This is a genomic window from Arthrobacter sp. H5 (assembly GCF_000520595.1).
Classification (GTDB): Bacteria; Actinomycetota; Actinomycetes; order Actinomycetales; family Micrococcaceae; genus Arthrobacter_D.
Genome location: NZ_KI914979.1, coordinates 1 through 18,410 on the forward strand (window position 1 = coordinate 1; position 18,410 = coordinate 18,410).

Sequence of the window (18,410 nt, forward strand, 5' to 3'; positions counted from 1 at the left end):
GTTCCCGTGGACATCAGGTAAGCAGCCCAGAACCACAAATGCAGCGCGGTATGGGTCTTGTGCAGGACTGTACCGGCCGTCAGAGACACCTGATAGGCGCAGCCACCGCACTGCCATAGTCGTCGTGCTGCTATCGGCCACGCCGTTGTGCCGCCACACCGCGGACAGACGAAACCCTCAGGCCACCGGCACTGGAACAGATAGTCCAGACACGCCTGCTCATCGCCGAATCTGGCCTGGAAATCCAATATCGTCCGCGGAAAATCTGGCTTGGCCATGAATAAACCCTACCTGAGCTAACCGTTCACCCACTAGTTGGGTTACTCGGTTGCCACTTGCTGAGATCCGCGACGGTGAGACACGTGGTATCAACACCCCACGATTGGCGAAAAGAGCGCTCGAGCTCGACCAGGGTGATGGTCATGACTTGCGGGCGACGATCGTATACGTGCAGGGAATAAGGACTCGCTCGGCTTCGGGCCATGCGAAACCGTCGGGCACCTCGATCATGCGGGAGGAGAACTTCCATGGGAGTGTCGCGCCCTCGTCAACGCGAAGGATCTGCAGACCCACCCCGATGAGGGAGTTGATGATGTCAGACAACGGGTGCGCCCATTGGTACGTCCGGGAATGAGCGACCGTGCCATCTCCTGCGTAGGTCGACTCCTCGTCCCACACCTGCGCCTGATTGGTGCTGAAGTACGGGTAGCGAAGCCGCAGTTCGTCAGCGTCTTCATCCATGGCATAGAGCATCGGATGACCGTCGCGGATGTAGAACGTCCCGCCGGCCCGGAGCAGGCCGGCTATCTGGGCTGCCCAACGGTCCAGATCCGGGAACCAGTTGATGGTTCCGATGCTGGTGTAGACGAGGTCGAAGTCACCGGTCACAGCGGCGCGAGCGTCAAGAACATCGGTTTCCACCCATGTCGCGTCGAGATTCAGTCGCTCGGAGAGTTGGGCTGCTGATGCCAGCGCGGCCGGCGAGAAATCGACGCCGGTGACCCGGGCTCCTGCCCTGGCCAGTGACAGGGTGTCAGTGCCGATATGGCACTGAAAGTGGCACACATCCAACCCCGCAACGGTGCCACCAGGGAGAAAGGGCGACAGAGCGATCAGATCCGTTCGGATGACAGAGCTCAAATGGTCAGGGGCGTCGAGGTCGCTGATCCCGTACGCCTTTTCGTGCAGCGGGACCCTGTCCTCCCAGTTCTCCCGATTACTCGCACGCGCAGCATCCCAATCGATCACTATCCGGTCATCACCCATGAGGCGAGCTTATGAGCAAAAGGGCCACGACGGGCGGCCCCCGTCCTTCCGCATGTCCTCACTCGAGTCCATACCTCAGGCCCTTCAGGGCATTACGGTGGAACCCATGACGGCGGTACCGGCCCAACGGGTCCTCTTCCATGGCGTGACCGGCAGCGGGAAGACCTCAGCCGCCCACGCCTATACCGTTATCACCGGTATCCCCGAGTTCTCAGCCGACGACGACCTCGGGTGGCTCCCTAACTGGGAGGGCCGCCCCATCGAGGACCAATATCGGATCGCAGCCAGCATCGCCGCGCGCGACCGGTGGGTCCTCGACAGTGCCTACTCGTCCTGGCGGGACATCATCCTCGCCCGCACAGATCTCATCGTGTTCCTCGACAACCCCAGATGGCTCTCCCTCGGACGCCTCGTCCACCGGACCATCCGCCGAATCGTCAGCAAACAACCCGTGTGCAACGGCAACACGGAAACCCTCCGACGCGCCCTCGCGAAGGACTCCATCATCGGCTGGCATTTCAAAACCTTCTCCCGGAAACGGGACGCGATCGAGAAGATCAGGGCCGATCCGTCCATGCCTGCCCTCCTGTCCTGTCCTGTCCTGTCCTGTCCTTGAAACGACCACACGAGCTCGACGCTTGGCTGGCAACTGGCGCCCCGCGCCGGTCGGACGGGTGACCGATGAAGGCTGAAGGAATGAGCGCAGACATAGGGGCCGATCGATACGGTGCCGGGATTATCATCGAACCGCACTCACCGGACTGGGCGCGCCAGTTCCGGCTCGTCGCCGACGCTATGGACATCATTCTGGCTGGACTGTGGATCACATCGATCGAGCACGTCGGCTCGACGGCCATCCCTTGGACTACCGGCCAAACCCATCCTCGACATCGACATCATCGTTCCGCGGGACGTCATCGCTCCCGCCACCGAAGCGCTCGAAGATGCGGGTTACACGCACCTTGGAGACCTCGGAGTAACGGACCGTGAAGCCTTCGCGGCACCCGATGAGACACCAGCGCGCAACGTCTACCTATGTGTGGCCGACACGCTGCACGTCCGCAATCACCTGGCCGTGCGGGCGGCACTCCTCGCGCACCCCGCACTCCGGGACCGATACGGCTCGGTGAAACGACAGCTGGCAGCCGAACCGGACATGAACATCCACCGCTACACCGCAGGCAAGTCCGCCGTCCTCCAGGACATCCTCGCAGCCTCGGACCTCACCGCCGAGGAGAAGAGGAAGATCTACGAGCTCAACACCCGACAGGAGTGATCGAAGCGGCCACGAGCCCAACGACGCCCAAAGAGGGCCGCACCCCCGCCACCACCCCAGCACAAAGCCCGCCATCCTGACGAAAAGTCACAGGAATGGATCAGAACCTTTTGGGTCTCAAACGGTCCTTTATGCCACCTCCCTTCTCAACAGGGCTGGGAGTGCTCCACACACAGCTCAAACCAGGTTTCAATTGGATATGTACCGCCCCTCCTGCCCATCGGCTAACGGACAGCTTGCTTGGGCCAACTTTGCGGCTTTAGCCTCAGTTGATGGAGCCCGTCGAGTACCGAGTGATTACAGTGCGCCAAGGAACTGTCCGCCCAAGCGGCTCCTGGCTTTATGTATGGGTAGACACCGTTGACGGAGCGGTTGCATACGTTGGGGCCACCGGTTTCGACCCTGAGCTCCGTGCGCATCTACACCTGATGAGTGACAACCCGGATCACGGACGAGTGCGGGCTTCGGTCCCGCACTATCGAGAGCGAGACTTTGACGTCCTTGCGTTCAGTCTCCCCGATAACGTGAAGCGGCCCGACGTAAAGGCGGCTCTGGTCGAGCAACTTGCCGCACACAGCCGTACGGCCAAAGAGAGTGCGGAAGCTGACAAGTTCTCCGACGTCACAGGCCCCATAATCGAGGCGCTTGAAAACTATCGCAACCAACTGCAGCAACCGTCCCGGTAAGAGATCCCTTGCCGGGCGGCCGAAGTTAGCGAGGCGTCGGGCGCCTCGGTGGTGCAGTTAGAGATGCCTGAGGTACCGCTCGGGTGAGGTGAGGAATGCTTGCCAGCTCGTGACGAGGTCGAGGTTCTCCCACTGTTGAGGACGTAAGCCCCAGCTGCCTACTTCGAAGATCTGAGCATTTGGCAGAGCCGCTAGGAGGGGTGAGTGCATGGAGAGGATCACCTGGGACTTCCCTGACGCCACGAGTTCTTTCAGGACGCCGAGCAACGCAAGGCACCCCGAGAAGGACAATGCTGACTCTGGTTCATCGAGAACCCACAAACCTGATCCGCGAAAGCGATCGACCACGAGTTCGAGGAACGATTCACCGTGGGACATTTCGTGGAAGGGAACGTCCGGACCACTCGTGCTCGGATTCGACTCGAGGTAGGTAAAGAAGCCATGCATGGTTTCGGCTCTCAGGAAGTACCCGCGCCGAGTGGTGCTGGCGTTGCGGACCAGCTGGAGGTGATCAGCAAGGACCGACTCCGTTGAACGCGTCCTGTGTTGGGCTCCAGTCGAGCCGCCCTCGGGGGACAGCCCGTAGGCTAACGCGATTGCCTCGATGATGGTGGATTTACCGGACCCGTTCTCACCCACGAGGACGGTAGCGGGGCCGAGATCTAGTCCGCGATCGAGGATCGTAGCTACTGGCGCCAAAGTCGCCGGCCACGTCCGCCGGTCCAGAGTGTTAGAGGGATGTTCGGTCAGTCTTCGGATGGGAAGTCGTTCGAAGGCCATGCGCCCAGTGTGCCAGCCGCGAGCTAGGACATTCAGTGATGTGCATGCTGGCCCGGGGCCGACACCGTCCCGCTCAAGGATCTCTCCGCGGGGCACAGCTTCAATGCCAGGCGAGCGGGCTGTCGTTATGGGGCGCTTCAAACCCTGGGCGGCAAAAGCCGTGCCGCCCGCTCCCCCAAGCACCGCGACTCCCTGCAATACCAACGTTCGGCCGCCTCAGGAGGATCAGAATCCTCGGTTGCTCAATGGGTCCTTTTTGCACGGTAGTCCCACTGGCGGCATCAAGTGCCAGCTATCATCCGGTCATGACTGACTTAGATCTCCTCGTGACGGCCATCGCTGAGGATCTCGGCGACCCTTCCGCTTGGAGGGCCCCGATAGAGTTCCGCGACTCTCTTGCGCTTTGCGCTCTGAACTCCGCCTATTCCCTGCGCGCGAGCTCGGCCGCAGGGACGAATGTACTTGCCCGGTACCGAGCACTTCGCCCAACGGCAGACACCGACAGTGGCCCAGACCTGATGAAGGTCATGGATAGCGCAGGTGGCCCCGCAGACTTCGCCCGTGACGTCCTGCACAACGAAAGCAAACTCCCCGGTACGAACCGTTTGCGACCTGAGGGTATCTACGAGGGTCTCTCCCGGCTCGCAGCACTGGACACCGCAGTGACGAGCACAGAACACCTCCGAACCGCCGCCACCAACGGAAGTACCTCCGCAAAGACAGCATGGCTTTCAGTCAATGGCTTCGGCACGCTTGCCTGGTCATACCTGATCATGAACGCAGGAGTCAGCACAGAAACAAAACCAGACGTGATGGTGCAGCGCTACCTCGCCCGAGTTCTCCCCGACGACAACAGACCTACTCCCGCACGAACACGGCAGCTCCTCCAGCTCGCGGCCACGAAGCTCGCTGCTGAACCCCGGGACTTAGACCGAGCAATATGGCTGTACGAGAGTCCGTCGAAGTAGTCGCCTGATTGGAGATCCCTCAGCGGGATACGCCAGCCGCTGCAATGACCGCTGACCCGGCACCCAGCCTCAAAAAATCCGCCATCGTCAAAAACACTCACAGGCAGGGGCCGTGGCCACCCCACTGCTCTCGCGGTCGCAACGTCGCTAGGTTGGTGACCGATTCGAGGTCGAACCGGCAGTTTTCACCATCCCCGATCTATTGGAAAACTGGGAAGCCTTTTTCACAGACCTGGCCCAAGCCTTGGGGGAAGCCGATTCTTACCTGGTGACCCGCCATAACCACACCGACGACAACTGTTAGCGGCCAGGTGCGGTGGATGAAGTCATTTGGGCGTTCGCGTATAACTCTCTGCACCCGGTGGCCTTCTTCAGATCCGAAACAGAGGCATTTCACTGGCTGAACGGCTACCGCCAGGAGCGACGCGAACCGGCCACCTAGGATGCCCGGTGCAGGTACTGGTGCAGTGCCTCGCGCACAATCTCGCTCGGTTTGCGGTGTTCAGCTTCGGCCCGCTCCCCCAGCTCGCGCAGCAATTCCTCCGTCAGCCGGTAGGAACGCACCGGCGCCGGTGCTGCCTTACCACTCAGTGAAGGCCGGCCAACGGAACGCTGCACGGCTTCCGGGGATCCCAGCGCGGCTTCCAGCAGTGCCTGACCAGCACCCGGGCCGTCGCTCTTAGTGAACACGGCACCTTCGGGCAGGGTATCCATGTTCTCGGCCGACTCCGCCAGCCGATGATAGCGCTCCTGCTCCTGGCTGGTCAGTGCAGGCTCGTTGTTCCTGGTCATCACTGCCTCTCTTCTGCAATGTCGATGATTTTCCTCCGGGCTTCCATCACGTGGAAGATCACAATGTCCGCCGGCGGGGTGATGATCGCCATGACTTCAAGCATCGCCTGGCGGTTCCGTGGCGGGCCGATGAACAGATCCGGGCGTTGACCGCCCTCAATGCGCGGCTCATCAAACTTCTCGATCCGATAGACGAAATTCTGCATCGCAAACAACGCATCCGCTTGGTCGATGCCGTGCTTCGCTGCGCTGTCTGTCCATCGAATCGCCACCTTTATATTGTAGTACAGTACCGCAATAATGTAATACAATATAAGAGCGAATAGAATTGCGGGGTGGAGCTAAATGGAACCATCCGCGCGGCCCTCGGGTCTGCCGAAGACAAGAGCTCTCCCGCGCAGACCGAGATGGAGGCATTGAGCGAGCGCGAGTTGCGCGTGCTCAGGCTCCCTGTCGACCGAGCTGAGCGGGCCCGAGATTGCCCGTGAACTATTCGTGTCGCTGAACACGCTCCGCACCCACACGAGCCACATCTTCGGCAAACTCGCCGTCCACAGCCGCCCGGCAGCAGTCCGTTACGCCAGGGAACAAGGACTGCTCTAGGCCTGAGGTCATAGATCACCGCATCGGTCACCAGATGTGGTGATGGCCAGCCATCACACGTCTTCATAGATTTGGGAGGTCCTTGGCGCCCGCCCTGGGGTAACCCCAGAAAAGGTGTGCGCTCGTGCAACACACAAGATATGAAATTCGCATTCAAGGTCTCCTCGATGCGTATTGGGGCGAGTGGTTCGGGGGTCTCACCGTCACCAACGAGAGCGATGGGACAACAACACTCTCCGGCGCCGTGACCGATCAGGCTGGGCTCCACGGCTTGTTGAGAGAGGTTGGCGCACTCGGCATGACATTGATCTCGGTGAACTTGATCGAAACCCACGAGCCGAAGTAGCGGGACCACGTTTTTGGTCCACCCGAGCAGCAATCTCGCCAACATTGTTGAACAATCCATACTTCTCGTGCATCCTAAAGAGACCACTTCAACGAGACGGGGATCACAATGACCTTTATTGACCTCAACAGTGACGTCGGCGAATCCTTTGGAAACTGGACAATGGGCGACGACGCCGCGATCTTCCGTTCGGTCTCCAGCGCCAACGTCGCGTGCGGGTTCCACGCCGGCGACCCCTCCACCATCGCCCAGACCTGCCGCGATGCCGTTACCGCCGGCGTCACGATCGGCGCGCATGTGGGCTACCGCGACCTCGCTGGGTTTGGCCGGCGGTTCCTGGACTGCTCCCCCACCGAACTGGCCGACGACGTCCTCTACCAACTCGGCGCCCTCGACGCGATCTCGCGCGCGGCCGGTGGCAATATCCGCTATGTGAAGCCGCACGGCGCCCTGTACAACACCATCGTCACGCACAAAACACATGCCCAGGCCGTAGTAGACGCCGTCAAGGCCTTCGGCGGGGATCTTCCGCTGCTGCTGCTGCCGGGTTCGGTGGCGCTGACAACTGCCGAGGCCGCAGGACTGCGCGGGGTAGCCGAGGCCTTCGCCGACCGCGCCTACAACCCGGACGGAACGCTGGTCTCCCGCCGCGAACAGGGCGCCGTCCTTCACGACGAGGAAACGGTCGCCGCCAACATGGTCCGCCTCGCCACCGAGGGCACCATCATCGCCCGGGACGGTTCGGCAATGAAGACCACCGCGGAGAGCATCTGCCTGCACGGAGACACAGCCGGAGCCGTGTCCATGTCGGCAACAGTCCGCCGTGAGCTGGAGGCTGCCGGCGTCGGTATCCGGAGCTTCGTGTGAGCGCTGTGCAAGTTCAGGCGGACATTCGTTGGGCCGGCCCCCGCGCCCTGCTGATCGACGTGGATTCCCTCGAATCGGTCCTGGCCCTGCACGCCCGGTTGCTGAAGGGCCCGCTGGCGGGGCAGATTGATGTCCTTGCCGCAGCGCGGACCGTGCTCGCCGTTTTCGACTCCCGTGCACACGCCCGCGCTGCCCGCGCCGTCGTCGAGGCGTTGGACACTTCACCGTCGGAGAATGCGTCGTCGTCGGGGGACCCGGTGCGGATCGAGGTGGTGTACGACGGCGAGGACCTCACCGAGGTGGGCAACCTCACCGGCCTCGGGGCAGACGGCGTGATCGCAGCCCATACCGGTCAGCTGTGGACGGCAGCGTTCGGCGGATTTGCGCCCGGCTTCGCCTATCTGGCCGGCGAGGACGAGACGCTTACAGTGCCCCGCCGCAGCACGCCGCGCACCGCGGTTCCGGCCGGTTCGGTGGCTCTGGCCGGAAATTTCTCGGCCGTCTATCCGCGGCGCTCCCCCGGCGGATGGCAGCTCATCGGACACACGGCCACCCGCATGTGGGACCTGGACCGGGAACAGCCCGCCCTCCTGCGGCCCGGAACCACCGTGCGGTATGTGGCCGTACGGGAACTGATCGAGCCCGCAGGGAAGCCCAGCGACAATCCCGCACCGGATGACGCCCCGAATCCTGCAGACCCTTTCCTGGAGGTCCTCTCCCCCGGACCGCAGTCCCTGGTGCAGGATCTCGGCCGGCCCGGACTGGGCGACCTCGGCGTCTCACCCTCCGGCGCCGCCGACACCGCGGGTGCCCGGCAGGCCAACCGCCTGGTCGGGAATGAGCCCGGTGACGCCGTGATCGAGACCGTCCTCGGCGGGCTGGCCGTGCGCGCCCACGGCGAGCTGACGGCCGCACTCAGCGGCGCGGGCGCTCCTGCCGGGATCCGCAGCGCACACGGCGAGCGCCAAGCACCGATGTGCGCTCCGTTTGCACTGCACGACGGCGAGAGTCTCCACCTCGGTGCGCCCGGCTCCGGTCTGCGCACCTATCTCGCGGTCCGCGGCGGCATCAACGTTCCCTCCGTGCTCGGAAGCCGTTCGACGGACCTGATGTCCGGGATCGGCCCGGCACCCCTGATGGGCGGAACGGTACTGCCCGTCGGCGTCGTCGAACGCGGACGCTTGGTCGGCAGCCCCGAATCCTCAACTCTGCCGCAGGCGATCACCTCAGACCAGCCGGTGATCCTGCGCATCACCGCCGGCCCCCGCCAGGACTGGTTCACTCCCGAATCCCGATCCGCCCTCACCACGCAGACCTGGACTGTGACGGCCGAGTCCAACCGGATCGGCGTCCGGCTCGGGTTGGCAGCTGCCACAAAGCCCCTGGAACGTGAGCAAACCGGCGAGCTGCCCAGCGAAGGTGTGGTGGCCGGCTCACTCCAGGTGCCGCCGTCGGGCCTTCCCGTCCTGTTCCTGGCCGACCATCCGGTGACGGGCGGGTATCCGGTGATCGGCGTCGTCGTACCCGAAGACCTCCCAATCGCCGCCCAACTGCCGCCCGGCGCCACCCTGCATTTTGTCGAAGTGGATCCCCCATCGTGAGCACGTGGAAAGAGCACCCATGAAAAAGGTCCTGATCGCCAACCGCGGTGAAATTGCCGTCCGGATTGCACGCGCCTGCGCCGATGCGGAACTGGCGTCCGTCGCGGTGTATTCCGCCCCCGACGCCGACGCGCTGCACGTCCGCCTCAGCGACGAGGCCTACGCGCTGGACGGTTCAGCGAGTGCGGACACGTACCTGAATATTGGGAAACTGCTCGGCGTCGCGGCCCGTGCCGGCGCCGATGCAGTCCACCCCGGCTACGGCTTCCTGTCCGAGAACGCGGACTTTGCGCAGGCAGTGCAGGACGCCGGACTCACCTGGATTGGCCCCTCGCCGGAGGCCATCCGGAGCCTGGGCAACAAGGTCACCGCCCGCGAGATTGCTGTCCGTGCCGGCGCGCCGCTGGTGCCGGGCACAGATGGGCCGGTTGCGGACGCAGCTGAAGTCCGTGCGTTCGCGGAACAGCACGGCGTCCCGGTGGCGATCAAAGCGGCCTTCGGCGGCGGCGGCCGCGGGTTGAGGATTGCCCACCGGATGGAGGATATTGATGACGCCTTCGACTCGGCGGTGCGCGAGGCGACGGTGGCGTTTGGCCGCGGCGAGTGCTTCGTGGAGCGGTTCCTGGCCAAGCCGCGGCACGTCGAGGCGCAGGTGCTGGCAGACACGCACGGAAACGTGATTGTGGTGGGTACCCGCGATTGTTCGCTGCAGCGCCGCAACCAGAAGCTGGTCGAGGAGGCGCCCGCACCGTTCCTGACGGATGAGCAGCGCACCCGCATCCACGAATCCGCCCGTGCCATTTGCCGTGAGGCAGGCTACGCCGGCGCCGGCACCGTGGAGTATCTGGTGGCGCCCGACGGCGTGATCTCCTTCCTTGAGGTCAACACGCGCCTGCAGGTGGAGCACCCGGTGACGGAGGAGACCTCCGGAATTGACCTGGTGCGCGAGCAGTTCCGCATCGCCGCCGGGCTGCCGGTGTCCATCACCGAGGATCCCGTTCCGCGCGGCCACGCGATCGAGTTCCGGCTCAACGCGGAGGACGCCGGACGCGGCTTCCTGCCTTCCCCTGGACCCGTTGACGTGTTCGAGGCGCCCACCGGTGCCGGGATCCGGGTGGATACCGGGGTCCGCTCCGGGTCGACAGTTCCTGCCGAGTATGACTCGCTGATGGCCAAGCTCATTGTCCACGGCGAGGACCGTGCGCAGGCCCTGCGCCGTGCCCGGACGGCGCTGGACGAACTCCGGATCGAGGGCGTGCCGACGGTGGTCCCGTTCCATCGCGCCGTGGTGCGGGACCCGGATTTCACCCAGCCAGACCGGTTGGGCGTGTACACGACGTGGATCGAATCGGAGTTCGCCGACCGCCTCGCCGCTTCCCTTGAGAGTGGGGTGACAGGGCCCGTTGCCCGGCGGGAGACGCTCACCGTGGAAATCGACGGCAAGGCCGTCCAGCTCGGGCTGCCGGCCGAAGTGTTCGCGGCGTTGATGACCGGCGGTAGCGCCGCCGTCGTGCCGTCAGCTGAAAAGACCACGGACGACGACGGCGCGGTCACCGCCCCGATGGGTGGGAACCTGGTGAAGTGGCTGGCCGACGACGGCGCGGAAGTTGCTGCCGAACAGCCCCTCGCCGTGCTGGAGGCCATGAAGATGGAGACGGTGGTTCATGCCTCCCGCGCCGGGATGTTGAAGCGGGGCGGGCAGGAGGCGGGTGCCGCCGTCGTCCGTGGTGAAGTGATTGGTACGGTTTCCACATGACACTTGGGGAGGAGCCTGCGGCTGAGCACGCCCACACCACGGCGTGGATCGCGTCAGTGCTGCGGGGCCGGATTGCGGCGGGGCGGCTGACTCCGGGGTCAAAGCTGTCCGAGCAGTCGTTGTCGGCGGCGCTCGGTGTATCGCGCAACACGCTGCGGCAGGCGTTCACCACGCTTGCCGGCGAGTCGATCGTGACCCGCGTTCCCAACCGCGGCGTCTTTGTGGCGTCGCCCGGTGCTGAGGAAGTGCGCGAGATTTACCGGGTTCGCCGGACGATCGAGCCGGCGGCGGTACTGTGGGGCGAGGCCACACCGGAGGCGCTCAATGCGATGGAAGCCATCGTGCAGCGGGCGCAGGCTGCCCGGGAGGCTGGGTCGGTGGCCGACATGGCGGGTGCCAACCAGGAGTTTCACGAGGCGGTGGTGGGACTCACCGGAAGCTCCGCTTTGCGGGCACTGATGGACCGGGTGCTGGCGGAGATGCGGCTGGTGTTTTACGCCATGGCGTCCGCTCCGGACTTCCACAGCCACTATGTGAGCCGCAATGCGGGGTTGGTTCAGCGGCTGCGGGCGGGCCAGAATGAGTTGGCCGCAACAGAGCTCCGCGAGTACCTCGACGCGGCCGAAGCGGAACTGTTGGAGCACCTGACCGGCGTCGCCCAGTAAACTCCCGTGCACCTCGCCACCTGACGCTCATGAAGTCCTGCTCATGGGATAGTAGAACTCCTGCTAACGGGATAGTAGGAGATCTATAAACGCTTCAGCTGGCGGGCTATGTAGATCGGATCTGGCGGCGCAGCTCACTGGAACAACCGAACAACCGAACAGTCGATCGGCTCGGCGCGCGGCTTTGCCGGTGGCGGCTGGCTGGGCCAGTTGTTCGAAGCTTTAGCCACCCTCTCTGTTCGCGTCCTTGCGCAGGCTGCTGAGGCTTCCGTTGGGCATTTTCGCACTCGCAACGGTGATCGGGAGGTCGACCTCGTACTCGAAAGGTATGACGGAAAACTTGTGGCATTTGAGATCAAGCTTGCCGCGGCGGTGAGCGACAGAGACGTGAGCCACCTTCACTGGCTGCGCGACGCGCTGGGAGATCGGCTGGTCGAAACCGCCGTGCTGACTGCGGGCCCCGCAGCTTATAGACGAGCGGATGGGATCGCTGTTATTCCGCTAGCCCTGCTTACGGCACCAGGTAGTCGCTGTCCCTCGCGTCGGTGATGAGCATGTGTCCCGGGGCGTGTCCGATCGCCAGAGGTGGCCTCGACTGCATCACGGCCGCCTGCGGTGTGACGCCGCAGGCCCAGAACACCGGCAGATGACCATCCGGGATTTCCACCGCGTCGCCGAAGTCCGGTTCATTCAACTGGATGCCCAACTCACCCGGGTTGCCCACATGTACCGGTGCCCCGTGGACAGCCGGATAACGCGAGGTGATGCGGACAGCGTCGGCCACCTGTGCAGCGGGGACCGGTCGCATGGAGACCACCAGTGGACCGGACATGGCTCCGGCGGGTGCGCACTCGCGGTTGGTGCGGTACATCGGCACGTTCACGCCCTGGTCGATGTGCGCGATGCTGATGCCGCCGTCCTGCAGTGCGGCCTCGAAGGTGAAGGAGCAACCGATCAGGAAGGTCACCAGGTCATCGCGCCAGTGGGCGGAGATGTCGGTGGGTTCGTCGACTTTTTCGCCGTCGTGGTAGACCGTGTACTTCGGGACATCGGTCCGGATGTCGCCGCCGGCCAGCAGCGGCCCGGTGGTTTCGCCGGACTCCAACACTCCAAGGATGGGACACGGTTTGGGATTGCGCTGGGCGAAGAGCAGCAGGTCGAAGGCCTGTTCACGCGGGATTGCGAGCACGTTTGCCTGCGCGTACCCTCGTGACCAGCCCGACGTCGGCACCACCAGTCCGCCCCGGAACATCCCGCGCGCTTCGGCGGGCGGCAGGGACGCAACGTCAGTTTCGTCGTCGTTCGCTGGGCTGATCACGCGGTTGATCACACCGCCCACAGCTGCGCCAGGCCGGTGATGGAGATATAGCCGAGGAACAGGGTAAGCAGCCAGGTCACCACGCCCACGATCAGCAGCCACTTGGGGTAGGCGTACCCGTGCATCAGGTCGCGGCGCCGCCAGGCCACCCAGAGGAGCACGCCAAAGCCCACGGGGAGGATGAGCCCGTTGAACGCACCGGCGAAGATGAGCAGCTGCTGCGGTGCCTGGCCAAGGAAGAGGTACACAATCGCGCAGCCTGCAATGAAAGCAACGGTGATGAGGTTGCGCTTGCGCTCCGGCGTCTTTGAGGACGTAATGAAGGAAACCGAGGTGAACGCGGCGCCGATCACCGAAGTAATTGCGGCGGCCCAGAGGACTACGCCGAACATCCGCATGCCAATTTCTCCGGCCGCTGCGCCGAAAGCTTCGGCGGCCATGTTGTCGCTGGTGAGTACGGTGCCGCCGGCAACAACGCCGAGGATGGCCAGGAACAGCAACACCCGCATGATGCCGGTGACAATGATGCCCAGCACTGAGCTGCGGGTGATTTCCCCGACGTTGTCGATGCCCGTGACACCGGAGTCGAGCATGCGGTGGGCGCCTGCGTAGGTAATGTAGCCGCCCACGGTGCCGCCCACAAGGGTAGTGATGATGAGGAAGTCCACTTCTTCGGGGAAGATCGTGTTTCTCAGGGCATCGCCGACGGGTGGGGCAGCGACGATGGCCACGTAGATCATGAGAAGGATCATGATGGCGCCAAGCAGCACCACGATGCGGTCCATTGCCATGCCGGCCTTCTTGCTGACGAAGATCAGGATGGCAATGACTGCCGAGATGCCCCCACCAATTTTGGGGTCCACGCCGAGCATCGCATTGACTCCAAGGCCGGTGCCGGCGATGTTGCCGATGTTGAAGACCACGCCACCGATGAAGACCAGTCCGGCGAGGAACCAGCCGACGCCCGGGATGACTTTGTTGCCGAGCTCCTGGGCGCGGAGGCCGGAGACGCCGATGACGCGCCAGACGTTCATCTGGACGGCAACGTCGATCAGGATTGAGGCCAGGATGGCGAAGGCGAAGGCCGCACCAAGCTGCGCGGTGAACACCGTGGTCTGGGTGATGAAGCCCGGTCCAATCGCACTGGTGGCCATCAGGAACATGGCCCCCAGAAGGGCCGTGCGCCGAGCGGAGGAGCTCAGCTTAGGTTTGCTGCCGGTATCTGCCATGGGTCCGTCCGTTGCCTCGAGGTGACTGGAGTCACATTATTGTTGCTGGAGACGATACAGGTTGTTGAACAATCTACGCAAGCTATTGTTCAACAATTTCACAAATCGCGGCGTCCGGGTGCCCTCTCAAGCGCAAGCCCGACCTTCGATCCGGACCTAACACCGCACTTTCTCTGGGTCACATCGCAGAGCTGGCCTGCAAATCCAAAATCCGTCTAATACAAACTGGGGCACAATTGCTCAGAAAGTGCAGGACTTGGTCCAAGCAGACAGTGGGTGACGGCGACCCGGCCTCAAACCGGGTGAAAAGGCGGACAGAAGCATGGCCGCGATGGTTCCCGTAAGTGCCGTCCGCGAGGCATCGCCTCAGTAAAGTGCGTGCGCCTTCAGGAATTCCCGTACCGTCTGCTGGAACAGCTCCGGCTCATCCGACGGCGGCGAGTGCCCGGACTTTTCAAAGATCACCAACTGCGATTCCGGTATCAGTTCGGCGATATGCTCACTGCAGGAGACCGGTGTAATCCAGTCGGTCCGGCCGACGGTCACCAGCGTGGGGCAGGTAACGCCGGGAAGCGTCGCCTTCAGGTCATACTGGGCCAGGTTCTGCGAGAACGCTGCGTTGTGAGTTGCGAAGTGATAGTCGGTGCTGTTGGCCCGTTCTTCCACCATGGCGGGGTCGAAGGTAAAACCGTACAGCGGCAGCAGTGCACGCCAAGAGTCCTTGAAGTCCTGATTGTCGCGGATTCGACCCTCCATCATGCGCATCAACATGTCCTCGTCGATATCAACCCGGTCAGATGAGCGCGCATTGTCGATCGCGAGGTCATGATGAACATTGTCCGCGGAAGTGTCCCGCAGCACCATCGCCCGAAGCCGCTCCGGGTGCGCGATGGCGTATTCCATCGCAATGAATCCGCCATATGATCCGCCGGCCATCACGAAGGTTTCCGCGCCGGCCCACTCGCGGAGCGCGTCGACGTCGGCAACCCATTGCTCGTGTGTGAATGGTCCCTGGTCTCCGCTCTTGCCACTGCCGCGAGCGTCAAAGACGAGGACGCGGAACAGGTCTGAGATCGGGCCAAAGGCCATCTGCGGCTCGCTCTTCGAACCGAGGCCGGGAGCCCCGTGATGCGCGATGAGCAGCGGCGCGCCGGGGGCGTCGCCCAGCATTTCGACGTCGAGCGGGTTGCCATTGATGGTCAGGATCATGAAGTGCCTTTCACAGGTTGATGATCACGTCGTCGAGGTCGCGGGGATAGCGCGTAAGGCGTTCGGCGCCGTCGTCCGTAACCAGGACGGTGTCGGATATGCGGTAACCGGCGTGCCCGGGAACGTAGATTCCCGGTTCGCTGGAAACCACCATCCCGGCTTCGAGCGCGGATGCGTCTCCGTCCTCCAGCCATGGGGGTTCATGGAAGTTCAAGCCGATCCCGTGGCCCTGCCGGTGGCGGATATATTCGGTCAGTCCAGCGTCGCGGATGACGTCCAGGCAGGCTCGGTTGACGTCGCGGCAGAGGGCGCCCGGCCGTAGTTCCTTGGTGCCCACCTCCTGGGCGCGGTGATCAGCTGAGAAGTAGCGCAGCTGATCGTCGGTGGGATCACCCAGGAAGAACGTTCGCTCACTTTCGGCGTAGCGACCGCCAACCGCACCGCCCAGAGAGAGGATGACGGTATCGCCCGCCTGCAGCCTGTATGACGACGGTAGTCCGTGCGGAAAGGCGCTGTTGGCGCCCGCATAGACCAAGCCGGCCGCCAGCATGGGAACGACGACGACGTCGTTGTGGTTCTCGTACATCCAGGAGGTGCCGGTGCGGGCCACATGACCGGCCAGCTCAGCTTCGGTGGGGAGCGCACCGCCATCTGCAATGGCAGCCTCGATCAGATCACGGCCGGCGTACAACATGACATCCCCCAGCGCAGCGGCCTGGCGGTGCAGGGCGATCTCCTCGGGACTTTTTATCAGCCGTAACGAGTCAACGATGCCGCTCATGTGCCACTTGACGCCGTCGAATACCGTCTGCAGTTCGTGGAGCCGTCCGGTAGAGAGATTCGGAGAGTGGCCCCACGTGCCGGATCGGCCGACAGAACGGGCCAGCGGCTCAAAGGGGCTGTGCAATCCGGGATACTCGGCGAAGGCAACGATCTCGTCGACCGCGGCACACTGCGCAGTTGCGTGCTCACGCTCCAGTTCGGGCACGAGAAGCACTGTGCGGTCACCGGAAATCCATACCGCCGCTGGGCGTTCGTTCGGGTGATGGAAGAAGCCGCTGAGGTAAGCCACCTCATGTGGGTCATCGACGAGGAGTGCGTCAAGTCCGTGATGTTCGAGTTCGGTGCGCACTCGGCGGTGCACATCCTGGTAGAAGGACAAAGGCAATCGTTGCGAGAAGCTCACGGTGTTTCAGTCACCTCGAATTCGGGGGTTACGGGCGTCGTTGTAGGCAAGGGAACAGAGGGTGGCCGCCACAACAAACAGCAGGATGGCCAGGGACGGAAACAGCGCCGTCCACCATGCGGAGGCAAGTACGCCACTGCGCTGCGCGTTGTAGAGGATGGTGCCCCAGGACCAGCTATTCGGGTCACCCAGTCCCAGGAAGGAAAGGCCGGCCTCACTGAGCACGGCTTTGGAGGCTGTCAACACCACGGAGACCACGACCACCGGGGTGACGGCAGGCAGGATGTGCCTGGTCAGTACCCAAAGGTTCGAGGCACCGATAACGTGCGACGCATTGACATACGTCAGCGTCACCGTGGGAAGCGCCTGGGAACGGACTACGCGCGCCACTTCAGGCCAGGAGAACACCGCGATCACTACCACCAGAGTGGAAATGCTGGGACCGACCAACGCGGCGATCAGGATCATCAGCGGCAGGATGGGCAGCGAAAGCATCACATCGATCAGCATGCCGAGCGGTGTGTTCAGCTTCGGGAAGTAGGCAGCAGCCACCCCCACTACAGTGCCCAGGAGGATGGCGAGCACCGAAGCCCCCACCGCGACTGCCACGCTGGTCCGCGCCCCCCAGACGATCTGGGCAAAGATGTCCTGGCCGATATGGTCCGTGCCGAACCAGTGCTCGGGCGACGGTGGTTCCAGCACTGCCACGCTGAAGCCGCTGGGCTCCTCGACGATGAGCGGCGCAGCGAGCGCAAGCAGAACCATGAGGATCAGTACGATCAGCGAACTGAGGCCGAGCGGGTTGCGAACAAACGCCCGCCAGGTTTTTCGGCGCGGAGACATCTGTGACAAATCGGTGCCGAGCAATACGCCGGTCGAGATGGGTGCTGGGTTGTAGGTCATGCCTGCCTGACTCTCGGGTCGAGGATGCCGTAGAGGAGATCGGTCAGCAGATTGGCCAGGACAACGGTTGCTGCCAACAGGACGAAGGCGCCCTGCAGTACTGCGAAGTCCAGTTGACCAACGGCCTCGTAGATAGCCCGGCCGATGCCGGGATAGGCAAAGATCGTCTCGGTCAGCACGGCTCCACCGACGAGGAAACCCAGCTGCAGCCCAACGAGCGTGACGGTGGGTAGCAGCGCGTTACGCAACGCGTGCTTCCACACCACGGTGCGCTCCGAAACACCCTTGGAACGAGCGACGGTTGTGTACTCCTCGCCGAGGGCGTCGATCAGGCTGGTGCGGAGGAACAGTACGTACGAGCCAAGCTGGAGAAGCACCAGGCTGAGGCACGGCAGGACGAGGTGCCTCAGCATGCTGCCGTAGGCTTCCAGCCCCGAGACCCCTCTATCGATGGCCCCGCCGATGGGCAGCCAACCGAGCCATAGGCCAAAGACGTACAGAAGAAAGATCCCGACGGTTGGCACAAAGAGCGATTGACCAATGACTCCACCGACCTGCACTGCACGGTCAATGTGGGAACCACGCCGCCGTGCTGCCGCGACGGCCAATGGAACCCCAATGATGAGCGTGACAATCAGCGAGCTGCCGGTCAGGATCAATGTCCAAGGCAGCCGTTCCAGCAGCACGTCCAGTACTGGCACGCTCTGCCGGAACGAGATCCCCAGGTTGCCCTGCAGAAGCTGGCCCAGATAGGTGAAGTACTGGACCGGCAACGGCTGGTCCAGACCAAAGTCCGCGAGCATGATTGCCCGCTGTTCCTCGGTCATGGTTGGACTGGCCACGGCCAGGGCAGGGTCTCCGGGCAGCAACCGGACCAGGAAGAAGGTCACGGTTATGGCAAACCACAGGGTCAAGAGACCCCGCAGCAGCCGTGACAACGCGAAGCGGGCGAACGCCAT

General features: G+C 63.5%; 22 protein-coding genes. 11 read left to right on the top strand and 11 right to left on the bottom strand.

Features of this window, described 5'->3' with window-relative positions; genetic code table 11:
• A partial coding sequence (locus Y708_RS28035) for a transposase (RefSeq protein WP_162150434.1) occupies positions 1–278 on the bottom strand: 278 nt, incomplete at its 3' end.
• A 142-nt stretch (positions 279–420) separates the two neighbouring features.
• Positions 421–1,266: a class I SAM-dependent methyltransferase gene (locus Y708_RS0103465; protein WP_051478533.1), complete on the bottom strand. Its 846-nt coding sequence runs from the start codon at positions 1,264–1,266 to the stop codon at positions 421–423.
• A 106-nt stretch (positions 1,267–1,372) separates the two neighbouring features.
• Between Y708_RS0103465 and Y708_RS22560 the strand changes: the two genes are divergently transcribed.
• The 3 genes from Y708_RS22560 to Y708_RS0103480 all read left to right on the top strand — a co-directional run bounded on the left by Y708_RS22560 (position 1,373) and on the right by Y708_RS0103480 (position 3,228).
• Complete coding sequence (locus tag Y708_RS22560) at positions 1,373–1,882, top strand: P-loop NTPase family protein (protein ID WP_051478534.1); 510 nt, start codon at positions 1,373–1,375, stop codon at positions 1,880–1,882.
• A 111-nt stretch (positions 1,883–1,993) separates the two neighbouring features.
• On the top strand, positions 1,994–2,542 hold the full coding sequence (locus tag Y708_RS22565; protein ID WP_253905670.1) for a GrpB family protein: 549 nt from the start codon (positions 1,994–1,996) through the stop codon (positions 2,540–2,542).
• Positions 2,543–2,814: 272 nt separating this feature from the next.
• Entirely contained in the window at positions 2,815–3,228 is a 414-nt protein-coding gene (locus Y708_RS0103480; protein ID WP_216699717.1) for a hypothetical protein, read from the top strand.
• Between the two features lie 57 nt (positions 3,229–3,285).
• Here Y708_RS0103480 and Y708_RS0103485 read toward each other — a convergent pair whose 3' ends face one another.
• Positions 3,286–4,008, bottom strand: a complete 723-nt coding sequence (locus Y708_RS0103485) for an AAA family ATPase (protein WP_028278857.1) — start codon at positions 4,006–4,008, stop codon at positions 3,286–3,288.
• 305 nt (positions 4,009–4,313) lie between these two features.
• Between Y708_RS0103485 and Y708_RS22570 the strand changes: the two genes are divergently transcribed.
• Positions 4,314–4,976 (top strand): hypothetical protein, encoded by a 663-nt coding sequence (locus Y708_RS22570; RefSeq protein ID WP_028278858.1) that lies wholly within the window; start codon positions 4,314–4,316, stop codon positions 4,974–4,976.
• Positions 4,977–5,414: 438 nt separating this feature from the next.
• On the opposite strand, the gene Y708_RS27305 is transcribed toward Y708_RS22570, so the two are convergent.
• Positions 5,415–5,768, bottom strand: a complete 354-nt coding sequence (locus Y708_RS27305; RefSeq protein WP_051478536.1) for a ribbon-helix-helix domain-containing protein — start codon at positions 5,766–5,768, stop codon at positions 5,415–5,417.
• Positions 5,768–6,079: a hypothetical protein gene (locus Y708_RS0103505; RefSeq protein WP_216699718.1), complete on the bottom strand. Its 312-nt coding sequence runs from the start codon at positions 6,077–6,079 to the stop codon at positions 5,768–5,770. Before Y708_RS0103505 ends, Y708_RS27305 begins: the two co-directional genes overlap by 1 nt.
• 184 nt (positions 6,080–6,263) lie before the next feature.
• Between Y708_RS0103505 and Y708_RS30745 the strand changes: the two genes are divergently transcribed.
• The 7 genes from Y708_RS30745 to Y708_RS28045 all read left to right on the top strand — a co-directional run bounded on the left by Y708_RS30745 (position 6,264) and on the right by Y708_RS28045 (position 12,155).
• Positions 6,264–6,371: a LuxR C-terminal-related transcriptional regulator gene (locus Y708_RS30745; RefSeq protein ID WP_253905671.1), complete on the top strand. Its 108-nt coding sequence runs from the start codon at positions 6,264–6,266 to the stop codon at positions 6,369–6,371.
• Positions 6,372–6,495: 124 nt separating this feature from the next.
• The gene (locus Y708_RS0103515) at positions 6,496–6,717 is read left to right on the top strand and encodes a hypothetical protein (RefSeq protein ID WP_028278860.1); all 222 of its coding nucleotides are present in this window, start codon (positions 6,496–6,498) and stop codon (positions 6,715–6,717) included.
• 108 nt (positions 6,718–6,825) lie between these two features.
• Positions 6,826–7,584, top strand: a complete 759-nt coding sequence (locus tag Y708_RS0103520; RefSeq protein WP_028278861.1) for a LamB/YcsF family protein — start codon at positions 6,826–6,828, stop codon at positions 7,582–7,584.
• Positions 7,581–9,185, top strand: a complete 1,605-nt coding sequence (locus Y708_RS0103525) for a 5-oxoprolinase subunit B/C family protein (RefSeq protein ID WP_253905672.1) — start codon at positions 7,581–7,583, stop codon at positions 9,183–9,185. Before Y708_RS0103520 ends, Y708_RS0103525 begins: the two co-directional genes overlap by 4 nt.
• Positions 9,186–9,204: 19 nt before the next feature.
• Positions 9,205–10,941 carry an acetyl/propionyl/methylcrotonyl-CoA carboxylase subunit alpha gene (locus tag Y708_RS0103530; RefSeq protein ID WP_028278863.1) on the top strand — a complete coding sequence of 579 codons (1,737 nt, stop codon included), beginning with the start codon at positions 9,205–9,207 and terminating at the stop codon, positions 10,939–10,941.
• Positions 10,938–11,606, top strand: a complete 669-nt coding sequence (locus Y708_RS0103535; RefSeq protein ID WP_028278864.1) for a GntR family transcriptional regulator — start codon at positions 10,938–10,940, stop codon at positions 11,604–11,606. The genes Y708_RS0103530 and Y708_RS0103535 overlap by 4 nt, the downstream gene beginning before the upstream one ends.
• A gap of 201 nt (positions 11,607–11,807) precedes the next feature.
• Positions 11,808–12,155: a DUF4143 domain-containing protein gene (locus Y708_RS28045; RefSeq protein ID WP_275451098.1), complete on the top strand. Its 348-nt coding sequence runs from the start codon at positions 11,808–11,810 to the stop codon at positions 12,153–12,155.
• Here the strand turns inward: Y708_RS28045 and Y708_RS0103545 are convergent.
• From Y708_RS0103545 to Y708_RS0103570, 6 genes are all read right to left on the bottom strand, one after another.
• Positions 12,118–12,924, bottom strand: a complete 807-nt coding sequence (locus tag Y708_RS0103545) for a putative hydro-lyase (RefSeq protein WP_155853657.1) — start codon at positions 12,922–12,924, stop codon at positions 12,118–12,120. The genes Y708_RS28045 and Y708_RS0103545 overlap by 38 nt on opposite strands.
• 8 nt (positions 12,925–12,932) lie before the next feature.
• Positions 12,933–14,153: an NRAMP family divalent metal transporter gene (locus Y708_RS0103550; protein WP_028278866.1), complete on the bottom strand. Its 1,221-nt coding sequence runs from the start codon at positions 14,151–14,153 to the stop codon at positions 12,933–12,935.
• A gap of 366 nt (positions 14,154–14,519) precedes the next feature.
• Positions 14,520–15,362 (bottom strand): alpha/beta fold hydrolase, encoded by an 843-nt coding sequence (locus tag Y708_RS0103555; protein WP_028278867.1) that lies wholly within the window; start codon positions 15,360–15,362, stop codon positions 14,520–14,522.
• 10 nt (positions 15,363–15,372) lie between these two features.
• Complete coding sequence (locus tag Y708_RS0103560) at positions 15,373–16,548, bottom strand: M24 family metallopeptidase (RefSeq protein WP_051478538.1); 1,176 nt, start codon at positions 16,546–16,548, stop codon at positions 15,373–15,375.
• A gap of 6 nt (positions 16,549–16,554) precedes the next feature.
• Positions 16,555–17,451, bottom strand: coding sequence for an ABC transporter permease (locus tag Y708_RS0103565; RefSeq protein WP_081746453.1), 897 nt, complete (start codon positions 17,449–17,451; stop codon positions 16,555–16,557).
• Positions 17,448–18,410 carry an ABC transporter permease gene (locus Y708_RS0103570; protein ID WP_028278870.1) on the bottom strand — a complete coding sequence of 321 codons (963 nt, stop codon included), beginning with the start codon at positions 18,408–18,410 and terminating at the stop codon, positions 17,448–17,450. Before Y708_RS0103570 ends, Y708_RS0103565 begins: the two co-directional genes overlap by 4 nt.

Bases quoted from the DNA above. Each gene is read 5' to 3' on its own strand.
- Y708_RS0103465 (WP_051478533.1), bottom strand. From the start codon at position 1,266: ATGGGTGATGACCGGATAGTGATCGATTGGGATGCTGCGCGTGCGAGT.
- Y708_RS22560 (WP_051478534.1), top strand. From the start codon at position 1,373: ATGACGGCGGTACCGGCCCAACGGGTCCTCTTCCATGGCGTGACCGGC.
- Y708_RS0103480 (WP_216699717.1), top strand. From the start codon at position 2,815: ATGGAGCCCGTCGAGTACCGAGTGATTACAGTGCGCCAAGGAACTGTC.
- Y708_RS0103485 (WP_028278857.1), bottom strand. From the start codon at position 4,008: ATGGCCTTCGAACGACTTCCCATCCGAAGACTGACCGAACATCCCTCT.
- Y708_RS22570 (WP_028278858.1), top strand. From the start codon at position 4,314: ATGACTGACTTAGATCTCCTCGTGACGGCCATCGCTGAGGATCTCGGC.
- Y708_RS27305 (WP_051478536.1), bottom strand. From the start codon at position 5,768: ATGACCAGGAACAACGAGCCTGCACTGACCAGCCAGGAGCAGGAGCGC.
- Y708_RS0103520 (WP_028278861.1), top strand. From the start codon at position 6,826: ATGACCTTTATTGACCTCAACAGTGACGTCGGCGAATCCTTTGGAAAC.
- Y708_RS0103530 (WP_028278863.1), top strand. From the start codon at position 9,205: ATGAAAAAGGTCCTGATCGCCAACCGCGGTGAAATTGCCGTCCGGATT.
- Y708_RS0103535 (WP_028278864.1), top strand. From the start codon at position 10,938: ATGACACTTGGGGAGGAGCCTGCGGCTGAGCACGCCCACACCACGGCG.
- Y708_RS0103550 (WP_028278866.1), bottom strand. From the start codon at position 14,153: ATGGCAGATACCGGCAGCAAACCTAAGCTGAGCTCCTCCGCTCGGCGC.
- Y708_RS0103555 (WP_028278867.1), bottom strand. From the start codon at position 15,362: ATGATCCTGACCATCAATGGCAACCCGCTCGACGTCGAAATGCTGGGC.
- Y708_RS0103565 (WP_081746453.1), bottom strand. From the start codon at position 17,451: ATGACCTACAACCCAGCACCCATCTCGACCGGCGTATTGCTCGGCACC.
- Y708_RS0103570 (WP_028278870.1), bottom strand. From the start codon at position 18,410: ATGGCGTTCGCCCGCTTCGCGTTGTCACGGCTGCTGCGGGGTCTCTTG.